The organism is Pedobacter sp. AC163 (assembly GCF_979258665.1).
In genome coordinates this window covers 652,466-675,017 of the sequence record NZ_OZ409872.1, presented here as the reverse complement: position 1 = coordinate 675,017, position 22,552 = coordinate 652,466, and the positions used below count along the sequence as shown (strand labels likewise).

Sequence of the window (22,552 nt, the reverse complement as noted above, 5' to 3'; positions counted from 1 at the left end):
TTTACTCTACTTCTGCATTAACTTTCTCTTCTGCCAGTTCAAGATCTTCTTGTGTGGCTTGCGGTTTTTCATTTTGGCTTTCTGCCTTCGGGTTATGTTGCAATTCCACGCACATAGGGAAGTGATCGGAGCCACAATTTTCCAGGCGTTTGATGGAGTTAAGAGAAAAATCTGTCGAGCAGAAAATATGATCTAAAGGAAAACGCAAGAAAAAATAATTGGCATTAAAAGAGTTGAAAAATCCTCTGCCACGTCTTGGGTCAAGCAATCCGCTAATTTTACCGAATAATTCAGTGGTATAACTCCAGGCGACATCATTCAAATCGCCCATTACAATCACTGGGTACTTATCATCTTTTGCTTTGTTTGCCACCAACAAGATCTCTTTGTCCCGCTCTGTTGATCGAGGATTTTCTTGCGGTACTGGTGGCTCTGGATGTAAACAAAACAATTTAACCAACTGTCCTGATGGTAATTTCACCAAAGTTTCAATAGAGGGGATATCACTTTTGACGAGGTAGTTTACCTGACCATCAATTAATTCATATTTAGAGTATAACAGCATTCCGTAGGTATTTTCCAGCGGAATTTTAACTTGATGTGGATAATCGTTGCTTAGAAAATCCATTTCCTGCTGCCACCATAAATCGGTTTCTACCAATAGAACCACATCTGGCTTGCACTCGGCGATGATTGTAAGATATTCATTCGCTTTTCTATTCTCCTGAAAAACGTTTCCGATAAATAATTTTAGGGTAGAAGAAGTTTCCTTGTTTTTAGAATCTATAATCTGTTTTTTACCAAAAATGGTGAAGGGACTAATCAGATATAGTAAATAAAAAAGGTTAAGCAATAAAGCAACTATAATAATGAGATCAACTGTGGTTTTTGGAAAATCAAATAAAAATATAACCCCAACTAGCACCAGGTTTAATACCAGCTTTTGCAACCTTGGGTATTCAAACACCCTGAAAATCCAGAAGTCGTGACGGATGAATGGAATGAGTGTTGAAATGATAATCAACAAACTAAGAAAAAATGGAACTGAATGCATCAAATAGGAAAGTTCGGCAGGCGACCGAGCGCTTTAAGTTTAGTTTACAATTTTTAGAACGTATTTAACACCGCTTTGTTTGTTTTGACTGCGTGAAATACTGGATTCAGCCTTGGATTTTTAATTGACAGGAGTCTTGTACGCTAATTTGCAAACGCTAACCTCAATTGTAAAATCCTCAAGGGCATCTGTTTAATGTAAAATATGACTGAAATTCTTTAAATTTAATTCATATTGGATGTGCTTTCAGGATTTCTTAACATTTAATTAGCATAATTTGTAGCTTTGACAAAATGTCCCTTGAAAATCTGAACGATAGCGACGAATTAAGATACCTCGAATACTTAAAAAGTGGTCGCAGGGAGGGTTTTGATTTCATTTATTCCACCTATAGCCGGCTGCTATTGCCAAAACTGCAGCGCATGGTTAAGAATAATGAAGTTGCTGATGAGCTTTTGCAGGATATTTTTCTCAAAGTTTGGATAAACAGGAATGATATCGACTTATCTAAATCTTTTAAAGGCTGGATTTTTACCATTGCGCAAAATACGGTTTATGGCTACTACAGAAAATTGGCCTTAGACATTAAAATGCAGAAATACCTGATCGAAACCTTTGCAGAATTTTACAATCAAACCGAAGATTACATTTTTAACAAAGAACGTTACGCCTTACTAAATTCAGCGATAGATAAATTACCAGCTCAACGCAAGGAAATATTCAAACTTTGTAGGTTAGAAGGTAAAAGTTATCAGGAAGCTGCCGAAATTCTAGCAATAAGTCCTTCAACTGTGAGTAATCAATTGGTAAATGCAACGAAATACGTAAAGCGCTATGTTTTTTTTCATTCCCAGGAGTTTATTATGCTCTGTATTCTGGCATATTTAAAAAAATAACAAAAAAAATCAAAGTGCGATAGTGTGTTTGTCCATCTCGTGCATAATATATAATGACAACGATGGAGAAAAACTCAATAAAACCAGAACTATTCGAAAGATTTATTGCTAATGAGAGCAATGCTGCGGAGCTTAACCAGCTTTTTCAGTATTTTGAAGTTGCTGATGAATTGGAGTTGAAAAACTTAATTGCCGCTGAAATTGAAAGTGGTGCCGAAGACTTTGATACACTTGGAAACCAGAAGCGTCTGGATGCTATTCATGCCAAACTTACTGAACATCTTTTTGAGAAGAAGACAAGTAAAGTTTTAACCTTGGTAAGAACTGGCAGCTTGCTTAAAATTGCTGCAAGTCTCCTCATCATTTCACTATTTGGCTTGCTTGCGTACAGGCTTTTAAATCCTGGTCACCTAATCACTCCAGGAACTGCAATTGCCACATTAAGTTTTGATGGTAAAAAGACCAAACTTGGGGTAGGACGTGACACAACGATTTATCAGAAAAATGGCATTCAGGTAAGTACAAAGGCGGATGGCACTATTGTTTACATGGCTGTAAATGCTGATTCGGCAACGGCCTCGAGGTTGAACACGCTGGAAACGCCGAAAGGTGGCGAGTACAAAGTTACTTTGGGCGACGGCTCAATTGTAATGCTCAACGCTGGCTCGAAGCTAACTTTCCCAACAGATTTTAGAGGAACTGAAAGGAAGGTTTCTGTAGAAGGTGAGGCCTTTTTCCAAGTGGCCAAAAATGCCGCAAAACCATTTATTGTTGCCGTTGCTGGTAGTGAAATTAAGGTTTTAGGGACACAGTTTAACGTGAGCAGTTACCCCGAAGATCGGGAAACAACCGCAACATTGTTAGAGGGAAGCATTCAGTTTTCAAATGCGGGTCGCAAGGTTATTTTAAAGCCAAACCAACAGGTTTCTGCAGGCTACAGTAAATTAGAGGTGAGAAATGTTTCGGCCGACGATTTTGCAGCATGGACCAAAGGTGAATTTTTGTTTAACGATGTTCCGTTGAATGTAGTGATGCAAAAACTTGGGCGCTGGTACAAAGTTGAAGTCGATTTAGCTGCGATGCCGCAGAAAAACCTGTACATCAAAATATCCCGCAAGGCGGATATTGATGAGGTTCTAGAAAACATTTCAAAAGCCACCGGTTACCAATTCGAGATCGAATCGAATAAGATTGTTTTAGAGAAGTAAGATACCCGTCGTCGTCAGTTAACAACCAACCAAACTAAATTTTATGACAAACCACTACTTTCGCTTCGTCCGATCGGGATGCGGCTATTTATTAAACTGGTCGGCATTTCTATGCATAGCGATGCTAGTTTCGCTAAATGTATCGGCGCAAAATAACCAGTACAATTTTGTTAAAGCACCACTGAATACCGTTATTTCGGAAATTTCGACCAAAACCTCGTATGAATTTGTATATGATGCGGAACTGGTGAAAAAAGCTACGCCAATCAGTTTAAGCCTTAGTACCACCAGTATCAGAATATTAATGGATGCGGTGGTTAAGGGGCAAGATTTTACTTACGAGATTAACAACAACAAAACAATTGTACTAAAAGCGGTTGCTCAAAATCTGGAAGAATACACTGTTCATGGAATGGTTACCGATAGTATCGGTGGGCCACTTCCGGGCGCTTCAGTAAAAATCAAGGGGACCAATAAATATACCACCACAGATGGTAATGGGCATTTCAATGTAAATTTAAATAGCCAGTTCAATACTTTGGATATAAACTACATTGGATACCTCTCAACCACACAAAAATTTGATAGAAATGCTGCTTTAAAAGTGGTAACGGTAAAATTGAATGCAAATTCATCTTTGCTAGCTGATGTGGTCGTAAATGGTTTTCAATCTATTAGCAAAGAGCGATCAACTGGAGCAGCAACCATCATTGACGAGAAAAAGCTAAACGAAAATATTAATATTGACATACTGAGTGCGCTTGAAGGCCGTGTTGCAGGATTGGTTTATAATAAAAATCCAAACGGGCAGGGTCCTGATCAGCCAGTGTTAAGAGGGCAGGCTACATTTACAATAGTAGGAGGAAACGCTCCCTTAGTTGTAATTGATGGTTTGCCAACAGAAACCCCTTTAGAGGAAATTAATCCTTATGATATTGAATCAGTTACTGTTTTAAAAGATGGTGCTGCCGCTTCAATTTACGGATCAAGATCGGCAAATGGGGTGATTGTATTAACGACTAAAAAAGGAAAAGAGCCGCTTAAAATTTCTTTAAATACCGATTTTTTCATCGATACCAAACCTACTTTCGAAAGTATGCATTATGCATCAACTGCTGATATTGTAGATTTTGAAACAGATGTTTATAATAGAGAACGTGCCCGTTATGCCAATACTGAAACCATGTTTGCCGCTTATGGAACAGTTGCTAATGGAAGTATCAAATATTACAGTCCCTTATATCAGTTATTTAGAGATAGAGATGCGGGCAAAGTGACCACAGATCAGTTTAATCAACAAATAAGTTCTTTTAAAAACGCAGATTACTACGAGCAATATCGCGATAACGTATGGCAGAATGCTTTTCGTCAACGTTACAACTTGTCTTTGAGTTCAGCAGGTTCTAAATCAAATACTTTTGCATCCATCAACTACGATCGCTCTGCTGAACGTATAGTAGGAAATAACAGCCAAAAATTTACACTTTATTTCAAAAATACTTATAACATAAAAAAATGGTTGTCAACCAACATCGGTTTTAATGGTGCTTACTCAACATCTACTTCAACTGAAGGAAGTTATGATTCTCATACCGCTATCTCCCCTCGATATGCTTCCATAGTAAATCCTGACGGGAGTTTGGTATACTCAAATTATGTTAATCTTCAAGACGGTATTGCGGGTTCGATTATTAATGGTGCAGTTGCAGGAGCACTTAGTAACATGCCGCAATATAAATCATACCGATTTAATATTTTGGAATCGCTGAATGAAGGTTTAACAGATGCCAATACGGTTTCTTTAAGAGCTTTTGCCAACGTTCAAGCTAAAATTATGGATGGTTTGAATTTCTCCAGCCAGATTCAGTATGAAATGGGAACAACAAAAGCAGAGCAGATTTATGATGTAAACTCCTATAAAATGCGAGCGGCATACAACGCATTAGTGAATTTTACCCCTGCTACCAATGTTTATACATTTGGATTGCCTACAGGTGGTAGAATAAGCCAAAATATGCAGCAAAAAAACTCTTATACCTTTAGAAATCAATTGAGTTTTGATCGATCCTTCGGTGATGGAAAACATTCCATAGCTGCTATTGCAGGTACAGAGATGCGTCAAACCTTTTCACCTATCGGAATGAGTGACATTAGATATGGTTACGATCCGGTAACGTTAACATCGACTATAATTAATAATCAAATTGTGAGTCAAACAGGCTTACCGAGCTACATTTTTGGTGGTAATAAAACTCTCGGTATTGCTGGTCGTAGCTTCCAAGAAACTAAGCACAGAAATCTTTCTTATTTTTCAAATGCCAGTTATACTTATTTAAATCGTTACAACGTAACTGGTAGTTTCAGGATAGATCAGGCAGATCTATTTGGAGCTGATCCAGAATTTAAAAACAGGCCATTATGGTCAGTTGGTTTAGGGTGGAACGCTAGCAACGAAAAGTTTATCGAATCGCTTGGTTGGGTTAATTTGCTCAAACTTCGGGCTACATATGGTGTAAATGGAAATCAAAATACGGAAACCACAAAGTTCTTAACTGCAAGAAGAGTTAATGATAATCTATTTACATCACTTCAATATTTAAACATTATTGGCTTGCCAAACCCGAAATTGAGATGGGAAAAGACAGAAACTTACAACTTAGGTTTGGATATGGCTTTTTTGGGTAATCGACTACGCGGAACTATTGATTTTTATGATAGAAAAAGTACCGATTTAATGGTAACGACTGATTTAGATCCAACTGTTGGAACAGCATCATTAACCATTAATAATGGTATCTTAAGAAATAAAGGAATCGAGTTTACAGTAAATGGCGATTGGTTTAAATCTGGCGATTTGATGTTAAGTTCTACTTTTGTTTTGGGTTTTAATAGAAGTAAAATTGGAAGAGTAAATAGAGCGCTGGCAACTGCTACTTCATATGTAAGCTCTCCACAAACCTATTATACAGAAGGCACAGACTATAATACTTTGTATGCTTACCGTTATGGTGGTATGGTTAATGGTTATCCTTATTTCTTGGATGAAAATGGTAAGGCAACGCTTGAGTTTGATGCAACCGGAACTCCAATAGTATCTACAAGTAGAGATATCAATAACTATGCTGCTTTGGTAAGTATGGGTTCTTTAATACCAACCTACAATGGGTCATTCTCTCAACGCGTTTCCTACAAAAATTTTGATTTAAGTGCCTTATTGGTTTTCTCTGGTGGCAATGTGATGAGGAAGGATGTGACGCCATTAGGTTCAAACGATATCTCTGATCAGGATATTACACAGCGTTATAAAAATGGGATCACGCCTGAATTGCCAAGGTTATATGTTGATTATTCAGAAGCGATGCTACAGCGAGCGTCTACAATCTCAACTTTGTGGCAGAAAGCAGATGTGAATGTGGTAAAAGCTGATTACGTTAAACTGAGAAGTATTTCTCTTGGTTACAGTTTGCCAAAACAGTTTATCAAAAAGTTCAATATTCCATCAGCTAAATTTACTGCACAGGTTAACAATCTGTGGTATGCAAGTGCTGCCGGAGATGATATTGATCCAGAATCATATTCGCTGAACTCGGGTACGAGAACACTTCAAAATCCAAAATCATTTGTATTGGGCATCAACTTAACTTTTTAACGTCATGAAAAAAAATATAGCAATACTTGCATCTTTTCTAATTGTCTTCGCAATTTCTGGATGTAAAAAATATACTGATTTAACGCCAAAAGGATCACTAGTGATAGAGAATGCTCAAGATTATTATGAGTTAGTTTCTTTTCCAAATAGAGCATATCTCATCAGTAATTTTCAATATCTGGTAGATGATATGTGGATTAAGGAATCGAATTTCATTGGTATTACTCCAAATATCAATACCGTCCATTTCAGTTTCAACGAAAATATCGATCGGGTATCAATGATCAGTTCATCTAACTTTTACGATCGTGCCTACTTATATATCAATCGCTGGAACACCATCATTTCATCGGTAGATGCAAGTAAGGGCGAACAAAACGTTAAGGATTTGGCCAAAGCTGAAGCCAAAGCATTGAGAGCTTTTGATCATTTCCTGTTAGTTAATGTTTATGCTAAAGCTTATAATCCGGCTACTGCCGCTACCGATGGTGGAATTTGCATCATGGATAAATATGATTTAGAGGCACAACCTACTAAATCAACAGTGGCGCAGGTTTACGATTTCATTCAGAAAGATATCGATGAAGCTATTCCGTTTTTACAGGTTCAGCCCAGCGATCCATATCATCCATCTTTGGCTTTTGCCTGGGCGCTAAAAGCGAAAATCCATTTATTTAAAAGAGAAATTGCACAGGCAAAAGAAGCATGCGAGAAATCGCTTTCTTACAATAACCAGATTTTCGATTTGGTAAAATATACCACTACGCAAGGCGGACCAGCGGTTACGCCAATTATAGCGCCTAATAATCCTGAAGTATTGAGTTATCAATACATTCAGGGCTACAACGAAACTAATTTTGGTTATACCTGGTTAATTAGTCCTGAGTTAAGAGCTTTATTCGGAACAAATGATGCTCGCTTTAACCTGTTTTTTAATACGACAAGCGCAAGCTTTTTGGATATTGGTTCTGGTGCTGCCTATTACAGTATTGCTTATACACGCTTTTTCTATCCAACAGTGGGTTTGAAAACTACCGAGGTTTATTTAATGCAGGCTGAATGTTTGGCCCGTCAGAATGATTTGGCAGGAGCAATGGCCGTTGTAAATAAGTTGCGGGAGAAGCGTATTCTTTCTGGCACCATTAATCTTCCTGTTCCGGCAACGCGGAAAGAAACTATGGAAATTATTATCAATGAGCGCAGGAAAGAGATGGTATTAGGCTTTAATCGTTTTTTCGATTTAAAAAGATTAAACACCGAAACAGAATATGCAAAGACAGTAGTTCGTACCTATCCTGTGGTGAACAAAACTGTTCCTCAGCAAACCTATACGCTCTTGCCAACATCAAGATTGTATGTGATTCCGTTTCCGCTTAACATCCTAAAGAAAAATCCAAACCTAACTTTAAATACCGACGAAAAACTTCCGTTTTAAGATGAATTTTAAACAAATTTTACTTCCGATTTCATTTGCGCTCTCCTTAACAGCATTTGGTCAAAAACCGGTTGCAAAACCCGATAGTACGGTTAAAAAAGCTCCTGTTGAGTACAGCAAAATTATCCCTGCCAGTGCTATTGGGCAAGATGGACTTTTCAATGTTCGTCAGGTTGATCAAAAATGGTTTTTTGAAATTCCTGATAGTTTGCTTGGCAGATATTTGCTTGCCGTGACCCGATATGTCACCACTCCTCAAGGATTTGGGAGTTTCGGTGGTGAAAAAGTGAACGAACAAACATTATATTTTCAGAAAGGGAATAACAATAACCTGTTTCTTAAAGGTGTTGTGTATCGCCAGGAAGCTAAAAGCCTCGATGGGCCTATCTTTCAAGCGATGATGCAATCGCAGGAAAGCCCGATTGTAGCCAGTTTCGATATAAAAGCGAAGAATCCGGTTACGGGGAATTATGTAATTGATGTAACGGATTTTTTTAAGAAAGACGTGGCCGTGGTTTCAATTTCTGCTGATGAAAAATCAACGAAAAAGTTAAATAGTTTAGCCGACGATCGTTCTTTTATTGAGAAGATATCCTGCTATCCGATTAACACCGAAATTAAAACCACCAAAACATATGCAAGTGCTGGTTTGGGCATTCCCGCTGGAGCTTTAACCGGCGCCGTTACCTTGCGTTTAAATACCTCTTTTATCCTTTTGCCTAAAGTGCCCATGCGTAAGCGCATTGCTGACGAGCGAGTTGGATATTTCAATAACAAATACATCCTTTTTGATGATGATTATCAACGTACGCAAACCAAATATTTGGTACAACGCTATCGCTTAGAACCGAAGCAGGAAGATATTTCAAAGTACAAAAAGGGCATTTTGGTTGAGCCAAAAAAACCAATTGTGTATTATATAGATCCGGCTACGCCAAAAAAATGGCGTCCTTATCTAATCCAGGGGATAAACGATTGGCAAAAAGCATTTGAGCAGGCGGGTTTTAAAAATGCCATCATTGGTAAAGAATGGCCTGTTGCAGATACGACGATGAGTTTAGAGGATGCCCGCTTTTCGGTGATCAGATATTACGCTTCGGAAACGCCGAATGCCTATGGTCCCCGAATTAGCGACCCCCGCAGTGGTGAAATTATGGAAAGCCATGTGGGTTGGTATCACAATGTGATGAAACTGGTGCACAACTGGTATATGATTCAGGCTGGTCCGCTAGATAAAAGATCCCAAAAAATGCAGTTTGATGATGAATTAATGGGGCAGTTAATTCGCTTTGTTTCCTCACACGAGCTTGGGCATACGCTTGGGTTAAGGCATAACATGGGTGCAAGCAGCCAAACTCCGGTAGAAAAACTTCGTGATAAGGCCTGGGTGGAAAAGAACGGACACACAGTTTCGATCATGGATTATGCCCGCTTCAATTATGTGGCGCAGCCTGAAGATAATATTTCTCCAAAAGGAATTTACGCCCGGATTGGTGCCTACGATAAATGGGCAATAAATTGGGGTTACCGGTATTTTGATGGTGAGAAAGATGAATATGCAGAGGAAAAGTTGTTAGATAAAATGACCACCGATACCCTCACCAATAACCCAAGATTATGGTTCGGTGGTGAAGGTAAAGACGAAGACCCACGTAGCCAGTCGGAAGATTTAGGCGACGATGCCATTGTTGCCAGCGACTATGGAATCAAGAATTTGAAGAGGGTAGTGGCTAATCTGAAACAGTGGACATACGAGCCTGGAGATCAGTATAATAACCTGGCTGAGCTTCACAAGGAAGTTGTTAAGCAATACAGTCGTTATTTGTACCATGTAATGAAAAACATTGGCAATCGCTACGTAACTACCCGAAGTGTAGATGAAAAAGGAGTGGTTTACAGTGAGGTTCCTAAAAAGAAAGTGAAAAGCGTAGTGAGCTATGTTGGTCGCCAGGTTTTTGAGGCACCACTTTGGATGTATCCGGCTGATCTGGCTAAATACATCGATTTAAAGCCGATGGAACAAATTTCCGATCAGCAATCGCAGATGTTAAATATGTTTCTTAGTCCGGGGATGCTTTATAATTTAAGTCAAAAAGCGCTAACCTCTGCTGATCCATATCCCGTAAGTGAATTTTTGGATGATTTAATGGTAACAGTTTGGAAAAAACCTTCACTCGATATTCAGCAGGATACTTATTTAAGGAATTTACAACGTTCGTATGTAGAAAAGATAGGCATGGTCATCAACCCGAAAGATGTTGCAGATGGTAAGATGATGAGTGGTGCTCAGCGGAGCGATGTTCGGCTGGAAGCATTGGCGCACATTAAAGCCATCAGAAGAAAGGTAGAAGAAATCATTCCTCAAACAACGGGTATAAATAATCTTCATTTGCAGGATATGCGCATCGAAATCGATAAAATTATTAAAAAGACAACCATAAATCCATAACATGAAAAAATACATTTTAACAGGTTTGCTTTCTATTGCTGCCTTTGGTTTTTCGGCATCTGCCCAAGTAAAAACATCGGCACAAGAAGTAGCTACGCCAGAACTGGCAGAGAAAAGGGAATTACTTAAGAAGCAGGTGATCGCAAATTATTTAGGTATGAAAAATAGCCTCGTGCTTTCTGATGAGAAAAAAACAGCTGCTTATGCCAAAGAATTTTCTAATTCGCTTACGTTATTCAAGTTTAAAAAACTGACGCTAGAGGAGATGAACATCGCGACAGTTGCCAGACAAAGCATTAAAGCCCTTGCAGATAGTATCACTGCCGCTCCATCTATCAACGAACAGAGAAAACTGATGGAGAAATTGTCGACTCAATTTTGGGCAAATATCGAAAAGTATAAACCAGCAAACACTGCTCTTTATCAGCAAAGATGCCCTATGATGGGAACAACATGGGTGAGTGATGAAAAGAAAATCGCAAATCCTTATTACCCTAAAAATATGCTGACTTGTGGAGAGGTGATTGCGGAGAAATAATAGAAAGATTTTAAATAATAGTTAATGATAGACTGCTGCAGAATAACGGATGTTTTCTGCAGCTTTTTAGTTTTCGGATTTCCTCTTCATATTGTTACCAATCGTGGAATTTGTTGTTGCACCTGATTGATAGTTTAAACTATCTTTGTTTTAGAAAGACTATTGTGAATTAAAGATGAACGAGATTGGAAAATTGCTTAGCAAAATAATTGCTGAAGACCGAATCAAAACCAGATTAATCGATCTGGTTTCATACGCCTCTGATGCCGGATTTTATTACTTGAGACCAAAAGCAGTTGTTCAGCCTATTTCTATAGATGAAGTGGTCGCTTTGTTCGGATTTTCCCATCAGCATAACGTTCCGATTACTTTTCGTGCTGCGGGTACAAGTTTATCAGGTCAGTCGGTTTCTGATGGTATTCTGGTCGATTTAAGTCAATACTGGAATCTGGTTCGGGTAGAAAACAGTGGCGAGCAAGTTCGTGTGTATCCAGGCGTGACTGGAGCAGTCGTCAACTCAGAGTTAAAAAAATACTCTAAAAAAATTGGGCCGGATCCGGCCAGTATTAATTCTGCCATGATGGGTGGGATATTATCAAACAATGCAAGCGGAATGTGTTGCGGCGTGAGCAAAAATTCTTACCACACCATTAAGTACATCAACTTTGTTTTACCAAATGGTAAGCGTTATTCGACGGAGCAGAAGGATGATTATGTTCGTTTTGAAAACGAGTGTAAAGACATCTGTTCGGGCATTTCGGCATTAAAAGAGCAAATCACATCTGACGAGGAAATTTTCAATCTCATCAGAAATAAATATAAAACCAAAAATACAGTAGGTTATTCGGTAAATGCCTTTATCGACTATGCTCATCCGCTAGATATTCTTGCCCATATTTTGATTGGAGCGGAAGGTACGCTAGGATTTATTGCTGAAGCAGTACTTAATACGGTACCGGATTATCCTTTGAAAACCACAGCTTTACTGTATTTCCCAAATATTTATGCCGCTTGTAATGCAATTGTTCCATTAACGCATTCTGGAGCAGAAGCTGTGGAGCTGATGGATCGGGCATCACTCCGTTCTGTGGAAGATATTAAAGGTGTTCCAATAATTCTTAAATCGTTACCAGAAGAAGCTGCAGCACTTTTGGTGGAGTATCAGGATCATACGCAAACTGCTATTGATTTTAAATTAGCACAATTTCTTGCCGTTGCTGACGCACTTGAACTTATGCTGGCGCCAGAGTTTACTAACGATCCTATCGAGCAGGCATTTTTATGGAAGATTAGAAAAGGCATGTTCCCCTCTGTTGGTTCTGTTAGGGCCAGTGGTACAACGGTAATCCTTGAAGATATTGCTGTGCCTGTAGCTGAATTGGGAAATGCTATTTTAGACCTGCAAGCCCTATTTAGTAAGTATGAGTATAGCAATGCGATTATTTTCGGCCATGCTAAAGATGGAAATATCCATTTTGTAGTGACGCAGGCTTTTGAGACTGCAACTGAAATTGACCGTTACGATCGTTTTCTACATGAAGTAGTTACACTGGTAACTGAAAAATATAAAGGCGCCCTTAAGGCAGAACATGGAACGGGAAGGAACATGGCGCCATTTGTTGCAACTGAGTGGGGTGAGGGAATTTACGAAGTAATGAAAGCGTTGAAACAACTTATTGATCCACAGAATCTGCTAAACCCTGGAGTAATCATTAATGAAGATAAACATGCTCATATCAAAAACTTAAAAGATCTACCTAAAGTTGAAGAGGAGGTTGATAAGTGTATGGAATGTGGCTTTTGCGAATACAAGTGCCCGAGCCGAAATATTACCTTAACCCCTCGACGTCGGATCGTAGTGAGACGTGAGTTACTTAAGTTAAAGCGAAATAACGATAATGCTACTTACAAGAAGCTTCTTAAGGAGTATGAATATGACGGGCTGGAAACCTGCGCCGTTGATGGCCTTTGTGCAACGGCTTGTCCGGTGGATATTAATACAGGTTCATTAGTAAAGCGTTTGAGAAGAGAAAGCCATAGCAAATTTGCTAACGGGCTGGCCTTAATGGTTGCGAAAAACTTTAAGCCGATAACTTCTATTGTTAAATTCGGGATAGAAGTTGCCTCTGGAATGAATTCGGTATTTGGCGCAAATGCCATGACGAACTTGACTAAGGGCGTCAGGAAAATAATTCCTGGAGTGCCGCTTTGGTCAAACCAAATAAAACCGACCCATGCAAAAGGCGACAGGATATCAAAATCAAATGTTAGTGATGCGCCAGCTGTAGTTTATTATCCAACCTGCATCAGCAGGACCATGGGTGGAGCCGTAACGGATCAAAAAAACATCATCGAAACATTTCTTCAGGTTTCCGAAAAACTAAATATTAACTTCCATATTCCTCAAAATATTCAGAACACCTGTTGCGGGCAAATCTTCTCATCAAAAGGTTTTAATGATGCATTCAAACATACTGTAAATGATACGGTTAACAAATTATGGGAGTGGAGTGAGGGTGGTAAAAACCCAATTGTGCTAGACATTACTTCCTGTACTTATACGCTTCAAGAATGTCGCCCTTCTTTAACTGAGGATAACAAGGTTAAATATGATGCTTTAACCATAATTGATAGTGTAGACTATATTTTAGATTATTTACTGCCAACGGCAAATGTGGTACGTAAGAAGAACAAGATTGCACTTCATCCGGTCTGTTCCTTACAAAAAATGGGTTTAGAAGGCAAGTTTGTAAAGATTGCCCAGCAACTGGCTGATGAAGTTCTGCTACCTGTTCATTCGGGTTGTTGCGGAATGGCAGGCGATCGTGGATTTCTTTTCCCTGAACTTACCGCTTCTGCTACATTGCCTGAGGCAACAGAAGTAAAAAAAGATAACTATGAAGGTTACTATTCATCTGGTAAAACCTGCGAAATAGCCATGTCTGAGGCAGTTGGGAAAAATTACGAGTCTATTATCTACCTGCTGGCAGATTGTATTTAACTTTTTCGATTGCTTTAAATACTTTATTAGCCTTCCGTTTTTTGCTATCTGAAGATAAAATTAAGCGTACTTCAATTTCTTATACGGGTAGTAATACTCTTTTGAAATCATCATATTCCCTTTAAATTTGTACTGTAGATTAAATCATCGGGACGATTTATCGCTAGAGAAGAGCAGCAGATAGTACAACACTATCTGCTTTCTTTTTGCTTTGCTAGCATAAGCGAGTGTTGCTTAAGTTTCCTGGCAAATTACTCAGATGGATCTCTAAACAATTTATTTGACTTATTTACAATTTCAGGGCTATGCTTCAAGCCATTCTACACTTATTTGAAGTATCGTTATTTCAGTATGGGAGTATTTCTTTCCAGCGATGTTTCGCTGATTAACGAATGGATGAGCTATCTTTGCGGTACTAACAAAATCATTCATATTCATCTTGATTACTAAAGGCAAACGAGTAATTTCATCTATCACCTATTTTTTTCTTGGAGAATATTTTTCAGATGCGCTGCGCACTACGCTCACAGTAATCATTCCCATTATATTTTTCTTTTATCTTGGAAATAGAGAGGCGGCAACTGGTATTGGCGTAGGTGCATTGCTCATTAGTTTAACCGATTTGCCCGATAACCGATTTAACAAGTTTAGAACGGCTTTATTGAGTCTTGCGTTTTTCTCATTTACCACTTTTGTGGTTTCACAGGTTTTAGATTATCCTATTTTTAAAGCGCTTGTGATTACCTTCCTGGCCTTCGCATTTTCACTTTTAAGTGTTTATGGTCAAAAAATGGGTTTGATAGGTACCATGTCACTTATTGTATGTGCCTTTGTAATGGGGCTTCATCCGCCACGGCCAATTTATTTTAGTGGCTACATGTTACTTGGAGGAATTTGGTATTATATGATCAGTTTAATTCAGACCGTCATCAGACCGTATCGTTCGTTGAATCATGCTATTTTTGAATGCCTGATGGCTAGTGCCGAATTTTTAAAGGCGAAAGCTAGAAATTATGATCCCAATATCCCGCTGGATCATCAGCAAAAGGAGGTCATCAAACTTCATATTCGTGTTAACCAAAAGCACGAACTGATCCGAAATTTGCTTTTGACTGATCGCTATGCAATGGATCCGGGAAATAGCAACGGGCAAATTCTGCTGGCACGGGCCGGCTTTCTGATTGATTTGTATGAGCAACTTAACGCGGTGCATTTCGATTACGAAAACGTAAGGCAAACCTTGGCGGGAACTGATGTGCTGCCGTTGATTGCAAGTTTGATAGCTGAGCTCGCAGAAGTAATTGAAGCGCTTGAGCAGCACATTCGTTCGAAAAACAATCGACCAAGTTCATCAAAAGAGGTGAGCAGGTTTTTAGAAAGTAGAGTGCTTTTGATCCAAAAACTTCCAGCGCTTACTGAAATTCAAACAAAATTTGTCAAAAACGTCTTAACAAACGTCGACGAGATCAGCAGTATTATAGCTTCCATTCGTAATAAACAAACTTTTACTGCGCACCACAAAGCTGGTCGTGAAAAAATTGCTTTTCCTCGTTTTTTAAGTTCCGACCGTTTTCCCTTGAGCGATCATCTCACTTTAAAATCACCGATTTTTCGCTTTTCTCTGCGGATGGCGATTTGCTTTCTTTTTGGTTTTATCTTAATCAGTCAATTTCAGGCTAGTAAATATAGCTACTGGCTGTTTCTAACGCTGGTAATTGTCGCCCGCCCCAAATTCTCCATCACCTGGAAACGAAATTTTCAAAGACTTAAAGGCAGTTTAGGAGGGATTGTAATTGGTTTGGTTTTGATTTACATCATTAAAAGTCCGGCAGTCCTATTGTGTATTTCGGCAATTTGTCTGCTTGGGTTTTATGCTTTCAACAGAATCAATTATACCATTAGCGTGCTATTTATTACGCCTGCAGTTATTCTTACTCTAGGGAGTTATCATGGTCATTTTGATCATATTGTGCATGATAGAATTTTGTATACTGCTATCGGATGTGCCATAGCGATTATGGCTACCTATCTCTTCCCCATCTGGGACAGCAAAAACCTACATCAAAAGATAAAGGAAGCAGCAGATGCCAGTTTGAAGTACTTTATTATCGCCACAACGGAATCTAATCAGGGTGAAAATGCGGCCAGACTCGCACGCAAGAATGCAAATCTTAGCCTTTCAAGCTTGTCTGAGTCTATAGAATCTGCCAGTCAGGAACCTCAGCAATCGTTGAGAGATTTGAAAAATTTCTACGAGTTGCAGGTGATCATTTATAAAATTAATGCGATGGTTACTTCTATCTTTTTATCAGGAGAAAGAGTAAATCAAAATATTAATGATCAAATATTTAACGAGATTCATTTCAATCTGAACTTAAGTTCGGAAAGTTCTACTAATAGACTTGAATCTAATCAACAGTCCATCGGCGAAGTAGTTGGCAATAATGCATTGTATCAAAAACTACATATCATTCTAGCCTTATCTGCGAACCTTAATGAGTGCTACAAAAGCAGCTAGTTGAATTTTACATCAATATGCATTTTCGCATAAACAGATTCAATACGTATTTGTTATCATTACGTTTTAATTGATATACAAAATGGATTTAAATCTAAAAAATAAAACAGCTTTTATCAGTGGATCAACCGCTGGTATTGGTTATGCTATTGCCGAAAGTTTTTTAAAAGAAGGGGTTACCGTAATTATCAACGGAAGATCGAAAGATACTGTTGATACTGCCGTAGAAGATTTGAAAAAGACTACCGGAAGTAATGCGGTAAGTGGAATTGCTGCTGATTTTTCAAAGGTAGAAGAGGTGAATGATTTAATCGCTGCTTTACCACAGATTGATATTTTAATAAATAACGCCGGGATCTTCGAACCAAAATCATTTGAAGAAATTAGTGATGAGGATTGGTTTCGCTTTTTTGAAGTGAATGTGATGAGCGGAATCCGTTTATCACGTCATATCTTTCCAAGGATGTTGGAAAACAACTGGGGCAGAATTATATTCATTTCCAGTGAGTCTGCAGTGTTCATTCCTGATGAAATGATCCATTATGGAATGACAAAAACCGCCCAATTGGGTGTAAGCAGAGGTTTAGCTGAGCTAAGCAAAGGCACAAATGTTACCGTGAATTCGATCCTTCCAGGGCCGACAAAATCGAAAGGTGTCGGCGGTTTTATTGAAGATTTAGCTAAAAAAGGAAATATTAGTGTAGCTGAAGTTGAAGATGATTTCTTTAGGAATATGCGTCCAACTTCGTTAATCCAGCGGTTTTTGGATGTAAGTGAAATTGCCAATGCAGTAACTTATTATTCAAGTCCATTGGCTTCTGGCACAAACGGGGCAGCAATACGTGTAGAAGGCGGTTTAATCCGCTCAATTTTGTAAATAATAGATTAGAATATAATTATGAATACTGAAAAAGCCATATTAGCAGGAGGTTGTTTCTGGGGGGTAGAGGAATTGATCCGTCATCAACCAGGCGTAATTTCAACAGTAGTGGGTTATACTGGCGGTGACGTACCGAATGCTACATACCGAAACCATGGCACCCACGCCGAAGGAATTGAAATTGTATTTGATCCTGAAGAAATGTCCTATCGAAAATTATTGGAGTATTTTTTTCAAATCCATGATCCGACAACAAAAAACCGTCAGGGAAATGATGTAGGTACTTCTTATCGTTCGGCGATCTTTTACCTCAGTGAGGAGCAAAAAAATACGGCACTGGAATTGATTCAGGAACTCGAAAATTCGGGCAAGTGGCCTGGAAAGTTTGTTACAGAGGTTGTTCCTGCCGTAGATTTTTGGAATGCCGAAGAAGATCATCAGGATTATCTTCAGAAGATTCCTTATGGTTATACCTGCCATTTTGAAAGACCGGATTGGAAACTGGATTAACAAGCAGCAGGCGTATCAAAAACATCAGTATCATCTTGACCTTATAGAAGGGCTCATTAAAATTCCCTGAAGTAACGTTTAGACAAACTCAAAGGCTATATTAGAAAAAATTATTTTAAACAACAAAGCCTTTCGGATTCTGAAAGGCTTTGTGCTTTTATGCCTGTGCAGGATTAATCTTTTCAACTTTCTTTTTGTACGACCAGTAGAATACAATCGGATAAACAAAAAGGTTGAAAAGTGTATTGGTAATTAAGCCTCCAATTACAACAATGGCTAAGGGCTTCGAAGCTTCAGAACCAATTCCTGTAGATAAAGCAGCCGGCATTAATCCAATCGCTGCCATTAAAGCAGTCATTAAAACTGGTCTGAATCTGCTTGCAATACCATCTCTCATGGCATCGGTAAATGTCCAGGTTTCGTGGTGTTTCAGTTCGGCAATATTGGTTTTGAAACGGGTAATCAGAATTACTCCGTTTTGAACACAGATGCCAAACAAAGCAATGAAGCCGATACCTGCAGAAATGTTAAAGTTTACACCTGCAAATAATAAAGCCAAAATTCCACCAATCATGGCAAACGGAACATTATTTAACACCAGCAAAGCATCTCTTATATTTCCGAAAAGCACAAACAGAATGAAGAAGATTAACAACAAACTCACTGGAACGGCTTCTGATAATCGGGAAATGGCTCGTTGCTGATTTTCAAAATCTCCAGCCCATTCCAGTTTGTACTCTTTCGGAAGTTTTATTTGTGCATTTACCTTTTGTTGTGCTTCGGCAATTACGCTGCCCATGTCGCGGCCACGGATGGAAAATTTAATAGCGCCGTAACGTTTATGTTTATCGCGGTAAATCATACTTGGTCCGGTAATTTTTCTGATGCTCGATATTTCACCAAGTTGTACATTTGAGCCCGATAAAGTTGGGATCCTTAGTTTGCTGATCGAACTTTCATCATTCCTGAAATCTTCCGGATAACGAATAATAAGGTCAAACTTTCGCTCACCTTCATAAATTTGTGTGGCCGCTTTACCGCCAATTGCCATTTCGATAACCGCATTTGCATCAGCAGTGCTCACCCCATAAAGCGCCATTTTCTTTTGGTCGAGGTTAATTTGTAATTCTGGTTGCCCAAGGTTGCGCAAAATTCCGAGGTCTTCAATACCCTCAACTGTTTTTAAAATCTTTTCAATTTTTTCTTCTTCCTGTTCGATGAATTCGAAGTTTTCGCCAAATATTTTTACCACAATAGAACCCTTTACACCAGAAACGGCTTCTTCCACATTATCAGAAATGGGTTGCGAAAAATTGAGACTGATGCCTGGAAAAGTTTTGAGCTTTTCCTGCATCCGCTCGATCAACTGCTCTTTGCTTTGTTTTCTTTTCCATTCTTTCCGTGGATAAATATCGACGTGAAATTCCATGTTGTAAAATCCCGTTGCATCGGTACCATCGTTTGGTCGGCCAGTTTGCGACATCACTTGTTTAACTTCTTCAAAACTCAAAAAGATCTTTCTCATATCATTGGAAAGCTTTTTGGTTTCATCTAAAGAAATACTCAGCGGCCCTGTTGCCCGAACGTAAATAGAACCCTCATCTAAGCTCGGGAGAAATTCTGTACCTAAAAACTTAAAGCTAAATGCGCCCATCAGCAACACGATAATAGAGATGGAAAAAACCAGTTTTTTCTTACTGAAACAGATATCGTAGAATTTTAGGGTGGCTTTAGTCATCCATTCCAGAAAAACATTGTGTTTTTCTTTTACATTTTTCTTCAGCAATACACTCGCCATTGCAGGTACCAGTGTAAAAGTTAAAATAAGCGCACCTAAAAGCGCAAAACTCAGTGTCCAGGCGAGTGGAGAAAACATTTTGCCCTCTACTTTTTCAAAAGTGAAAATCGGCAACAAGCCCGTAATGATAATCAGTTTGGCAAAAAGGATTCCCTTTCCATTTTCCATACAGGCTTTTTTGATGAATCCGAGCTTGCTAATTTTATTAAAACGATCCATGCCCAGCTTCTTCGCCCGCATATCCAGGGTAACAAAAATTCCTTCGACCATCACCACTGCACCGTCGATAATGATCCCGAAATCTATCGCCCCCATAGATAACAGATTTGCAGGCATTCCTTTCAGTTTAAGACAGATAAATGCAAATAGAAGCGCTAACGGAATGATGATTGATACGATCAGCGTGGTCCGCCAATCGGCCATAAAGAGGAAAACAATCAGAGTAACAAATAAAATTCCTTCGAGCATGTTTCCCATCACTGTGTGTACAGAATAGTTAACCAGATCTTCACGGTCGTAGAAGGGCTTAATCTTCACATCATCGGGTAGGATGGAACCGTTAATCACATCGATCTTTTCTTTTAAACGGGCAATTACTTCACTCGGATTACCACCCTTGCGCATCACCACAATGCCTTCAACCACATCCGGATCATAATCTCTACCTACCTGACCTAATCTCGGCAAAGCCGATTCTGCAACCTCGGCAATTGTTTTTACGTAAACCGGAGTTCCGTTTACGTTATCCACTACTACGTTTCTAATTTCATCTATATTGTTGAGCACGCCAATTCCACGCACCACGTAAGCCTGCCCGCTTTGAACAATAACATCGCCACCAACGTTGATGTTGCTTTTTGAAACAGCTTCAAAAAGTTCGGTAGCGGTTACGCCATATTGAATTGATTTCTGAGGATCAACTGTGATTTGGTAGGTTTTTACCTCTCCACCAAAACTAACTACATCAGCAATGCCCGATACGGATAGGAGCTCACGCTGGATCACCCAATCCTGCAATGTTTTCAACTCCCGAACCGATTTCTGATCACTGCTTAAAGTGTAACGAAAGATTTCTCCTGTGGGTCCGTATGGTGGCTGTACCTCAGGCTGAATTCCCTCGGGCAAATCGGCTTCATCAAGGTGATTGTTTACCTGAACCCTCGCTTCGGCGTAATCAACATCATCTTCAAAGCTTACTTTAACTATCGATAATCCAAATAGTGATGATGAACGAATGCTGGTTCTTTTCTCGGTTGGATTCATGGCAATTTCCAACGGCCTACTTACGAATTTCTCTACCTCTTCGGCACTTCTGCCTGGCCACTGCGTAATAATAGTGATGTTGGTATTGGTAACATCTGGAAAGGCATCTATCGTGGTACTTTTGAAGCTGAAATAACCGGCCAGGACGAGGATGAATGTGGCGAAAAATATAAAATATTTATTTTTCAGCGCAAAGCCGATGATACTTTTAATGAATTTGTTCATGATTAAAGTTTGATGATGTAGGGATTTTACTGGGTTTTCAGGTTTTCAAAAAGGAAAACTTGTTTCGACGCAATGACACGATCGCCAGCTTTCACACCTTTGCTGATAAAGATCTTGTCGGCAGTTTTGCGGCCGATTTCGATCTCCTGAATGCGGACTTTATTATCGCCGCTTAATAGTAAAACATAATTTTTATTCTCATCAAAAATTACCGCCCTTGCGTTTACCACAGGTAAATTCACACCTGAACTAGCTGAAACCTTTACCGTACCGAGCATACCTGGCTTCAATAAAAAATCAGGATTTGCAATGACAACCCTTGCGTTCATAACCTTGCTATCTTGATCTATCAGGTTGTAAATTTTGTCGATTTTTCCCTTAAAAGTTTTCTCCGGATAGGATAGGGTCGACAAATTCACTTCATCGCCAGCTTTTACCCTGGAGATATCCGATTCGTAAATGTTAATCATTGCCCAAGCATTAGAAAGATCGGCCACTGTAAATAAACTTTTGTCGTTATCGCCACGCAACTGCATATTGTCGTTAACATTTTTTTCAATTAAGAAGCCATTCAATGGCGATTTTATGGCATATAAACCCGTGCTGCTTCCTCCATTTATTTTTAAAACAGAATTGGCCCTTTTCAGCTCCGCTTTCTTAATTTGATAATCGTTTTTAGCCTCTTCTAACTCTTTAGCAGATGATAAACCACTTTCATAAAGTTGTTCGGCTTGCTTAAAAGTTCTACCGGCAGTTTTAAGTTCAGCATTTGCAGCGATTACTTCTTTATCAAAGCCGGCCATTTCAGCACTGTTTACTGTTGCGAGGGTTTGTCCTGCCTTAACCTGGTCGCCTAAACGCACATTCACGCGATTTACCGAACCGCTTACCATGGGGAAGAGCTCCGATTTTCGATCTTCATTGGCCGTAATTTTAGCAGAAAATATAATGTCCGCTTTGCCATTTGCCTGCTGAACAGTGTCGATAGTAAGCCTGTTCAACAGCGAATCTGTAATCGCGAATTTTTCAGATGGAGGCGCTGCTTGTTTATCGCTACAGCCAAAGCCGAAACTTACTGATGTTAATAAGAGTGCCTTAATGATATTTTTGTGGATGGTTTGCATAGTA

13 protein-coding genes are annotated in these 22,552 nt (G+C 39.1%); 10 read left to right on the top strand and 3 right to left on the bottom strand.

Going from position 1 to position 22,552, the window contains the following annotated elements; translation table 11 throughout:
• Position 1: 1 nt before the first annotated feature.
• Entirely contained in the window at positions 2 to 1,054 is a 1,053-nt protein-coding gene (locus ACZZZK_RS02685; protein WP_463482737.1) for an endonuclease/exonuclease/phosphatase family protein, read from the bottom strand.
• Positions 1,055 to 1,347: 293 nt separating this feature from the next.
• Here ACZZZK_RS02685 and ACZZZK_RS02680 point away from each other — a divergent pair, with 293 nt between their 5' ends.
• The 10 genes from ACZZZK_RS02680 (at position 1,348) to msrA (ending at position 18,138) form a co-directional block, all read left to right on the top strand.
• Entirely contained in the window at positions 1,348 to 1,950 is a 603-nt protein-coding gene (locus ACZZZK_RS02680) for an RNA polymerase sigma factor (RefSeq protein WP_463482736.1), read from the top strand.
• A 62-nt stretch (positions 1,951 to 2,012) separates the two neighbouring features.
• Positions 2,013 to 3,158, top strand: a complete 1,146-nt coding sequence (locus ACZZZK_RS02675) for a FecR family protein (protein ID WP_463482735.1) — start codon at positions 2,013 to 2,015, stop codon at positions 3,156 to 3,158.
• Positions 3,159 to 3,201: 43 nt separating this feature from the next.
• Positions 3,202 to 6,807, top strand: a complete 3,606-nt coding sequence (locus ACZZZK_RS02670) for a SusC/RagA family TonB-linked outer membrane protein (protein WP_463482734.1) — start codon at positions 3,202 to 3,204, stop codon at positions 6,805 to 6,807.
• 4 nt (positions 6,808 to 6,811) lie between these two features.
• The gene (locus ACZZZK_RS02665; RefSeq protein ID WP_463482733.1) at positions 6,812 to 8,242 is read left to right on the top strand and encodes a RagB/SusD family nutrient uptake outer membrane protein; all 1,431 of its coding nucleotides are present in this window, start codon (positions 6,812 to 6,814) and stop codon (positions 8,240 to 8,242) included.
• Position 8,243: 1 nt separating this feature from the next.
• On the top strand, positions 8,244 to 10,691 hold the full coding sequence (locus tag ACZZZK_RS02660; protein ID WP_463482732.1) for a zinc-dependent metalloprotease: 2,448 nt from the start codon (positions 8,244 to 8,246) through the stop codon (positions 10,689 to 10,691).
• A 1-nt stretch (position 10,692) separates the two neighbouring features.
• Entirely contained in the window at positions 10,693 to 11,229 is a 537-nt protein-coding gene (locus ACZZZK_RS02655) for a DUF3347 domain-containing protein (protein WP_463482731.1), read from the top strand.
• A 175-nt stretch (positions 11,230 to 11,404) separates the two neighbouring features.
• Complete coding sequence (locus ACZZZK_RS02650) at positions 11,405 to 14,230, top strand: FAD-binding and (Fe-S)-binding domain-containing protein (RefSeq protein WP_463482730.1); 2,826 nt, start codon at positions 11,405 to 11,407, stop codon at positions 14,228 to 14,230.
• A gap of 439 nt (positions 14,231 to 14,669) precedes the next feature.
• Entirely contained in the window at positions 14,670 to 16,748 is a 2,079-nt protein-coding gene (locus ACZZZK_RS02645) for an FUSC family protein (protein WP_463482729.1), read from the top strand.
• A gap of 82 nt (positions 16,749 to 16,830) precedes the next feature.
• Complete coding sequence (locus ACZZZK_RS02640; protein ID WP_463482728.1) at positions 16,831 to 17,625, top strand: SDR family NAD(P)-dependent oxidoreductase; 795 nt, start codon at positions 16,831 to 16,833, stop codon at positions 17,623 to 17,625.
• Positions 17,626 to 17,646: 21 nt separating this feature from the next.
• Positions 17,647 to 18,138 (top strand): peptide-methionine (S)-S-oxide reductase MsrA, encoded by a 492-nt coding sequence (gene msrA, locus ACZZZK_RS02635; RefSeq protein ID WP_463482727.1) that lies wholly within the window; start codon positions 17,647 to 17,649, stop codon positions 18,136 to 18,138.
• Positions 18,139 to 18,295: 157 nt separating this feature from the next.
• Here msrA and ACZZZK_RS02630 read toward each other — a convergent pair whose 3' ends face one another.
• Together ACZZZK_RS02630 and ACZZZK_RS02625 are read right to left on the bottom strand one after the other, a co-directional pair.
• Positions 18,296 to 21,424, bottom strand: a complete 3,129-nt coding sequence (locus ACZZZK_RS02630) for an efflux RND transporter permease subunit (protein WP_463482726.1) — start codon at positions 21,422 to 21,424, stop codon at positions 18,296 to 18,298.
• A 26-nt stretch (positions 21,425 to 21,450) separates the two neighbouring features.
• The gene (locus tag ACZZZK_RS02625; protein WP_463482725.1) at positions 21,451 to 22,548 is read right to left on the bottom strand and encodes an efflux RND transporter periplasmic adaptor subunit; all 1,098 of its coding nucleotides are present in this window, start codon (positions 22,546 to 22,548) and stop codon (positions 21,451 to 21,453) included.
• Positions 22,549 to 22,552: the final 4 nt, after the last annotated feature.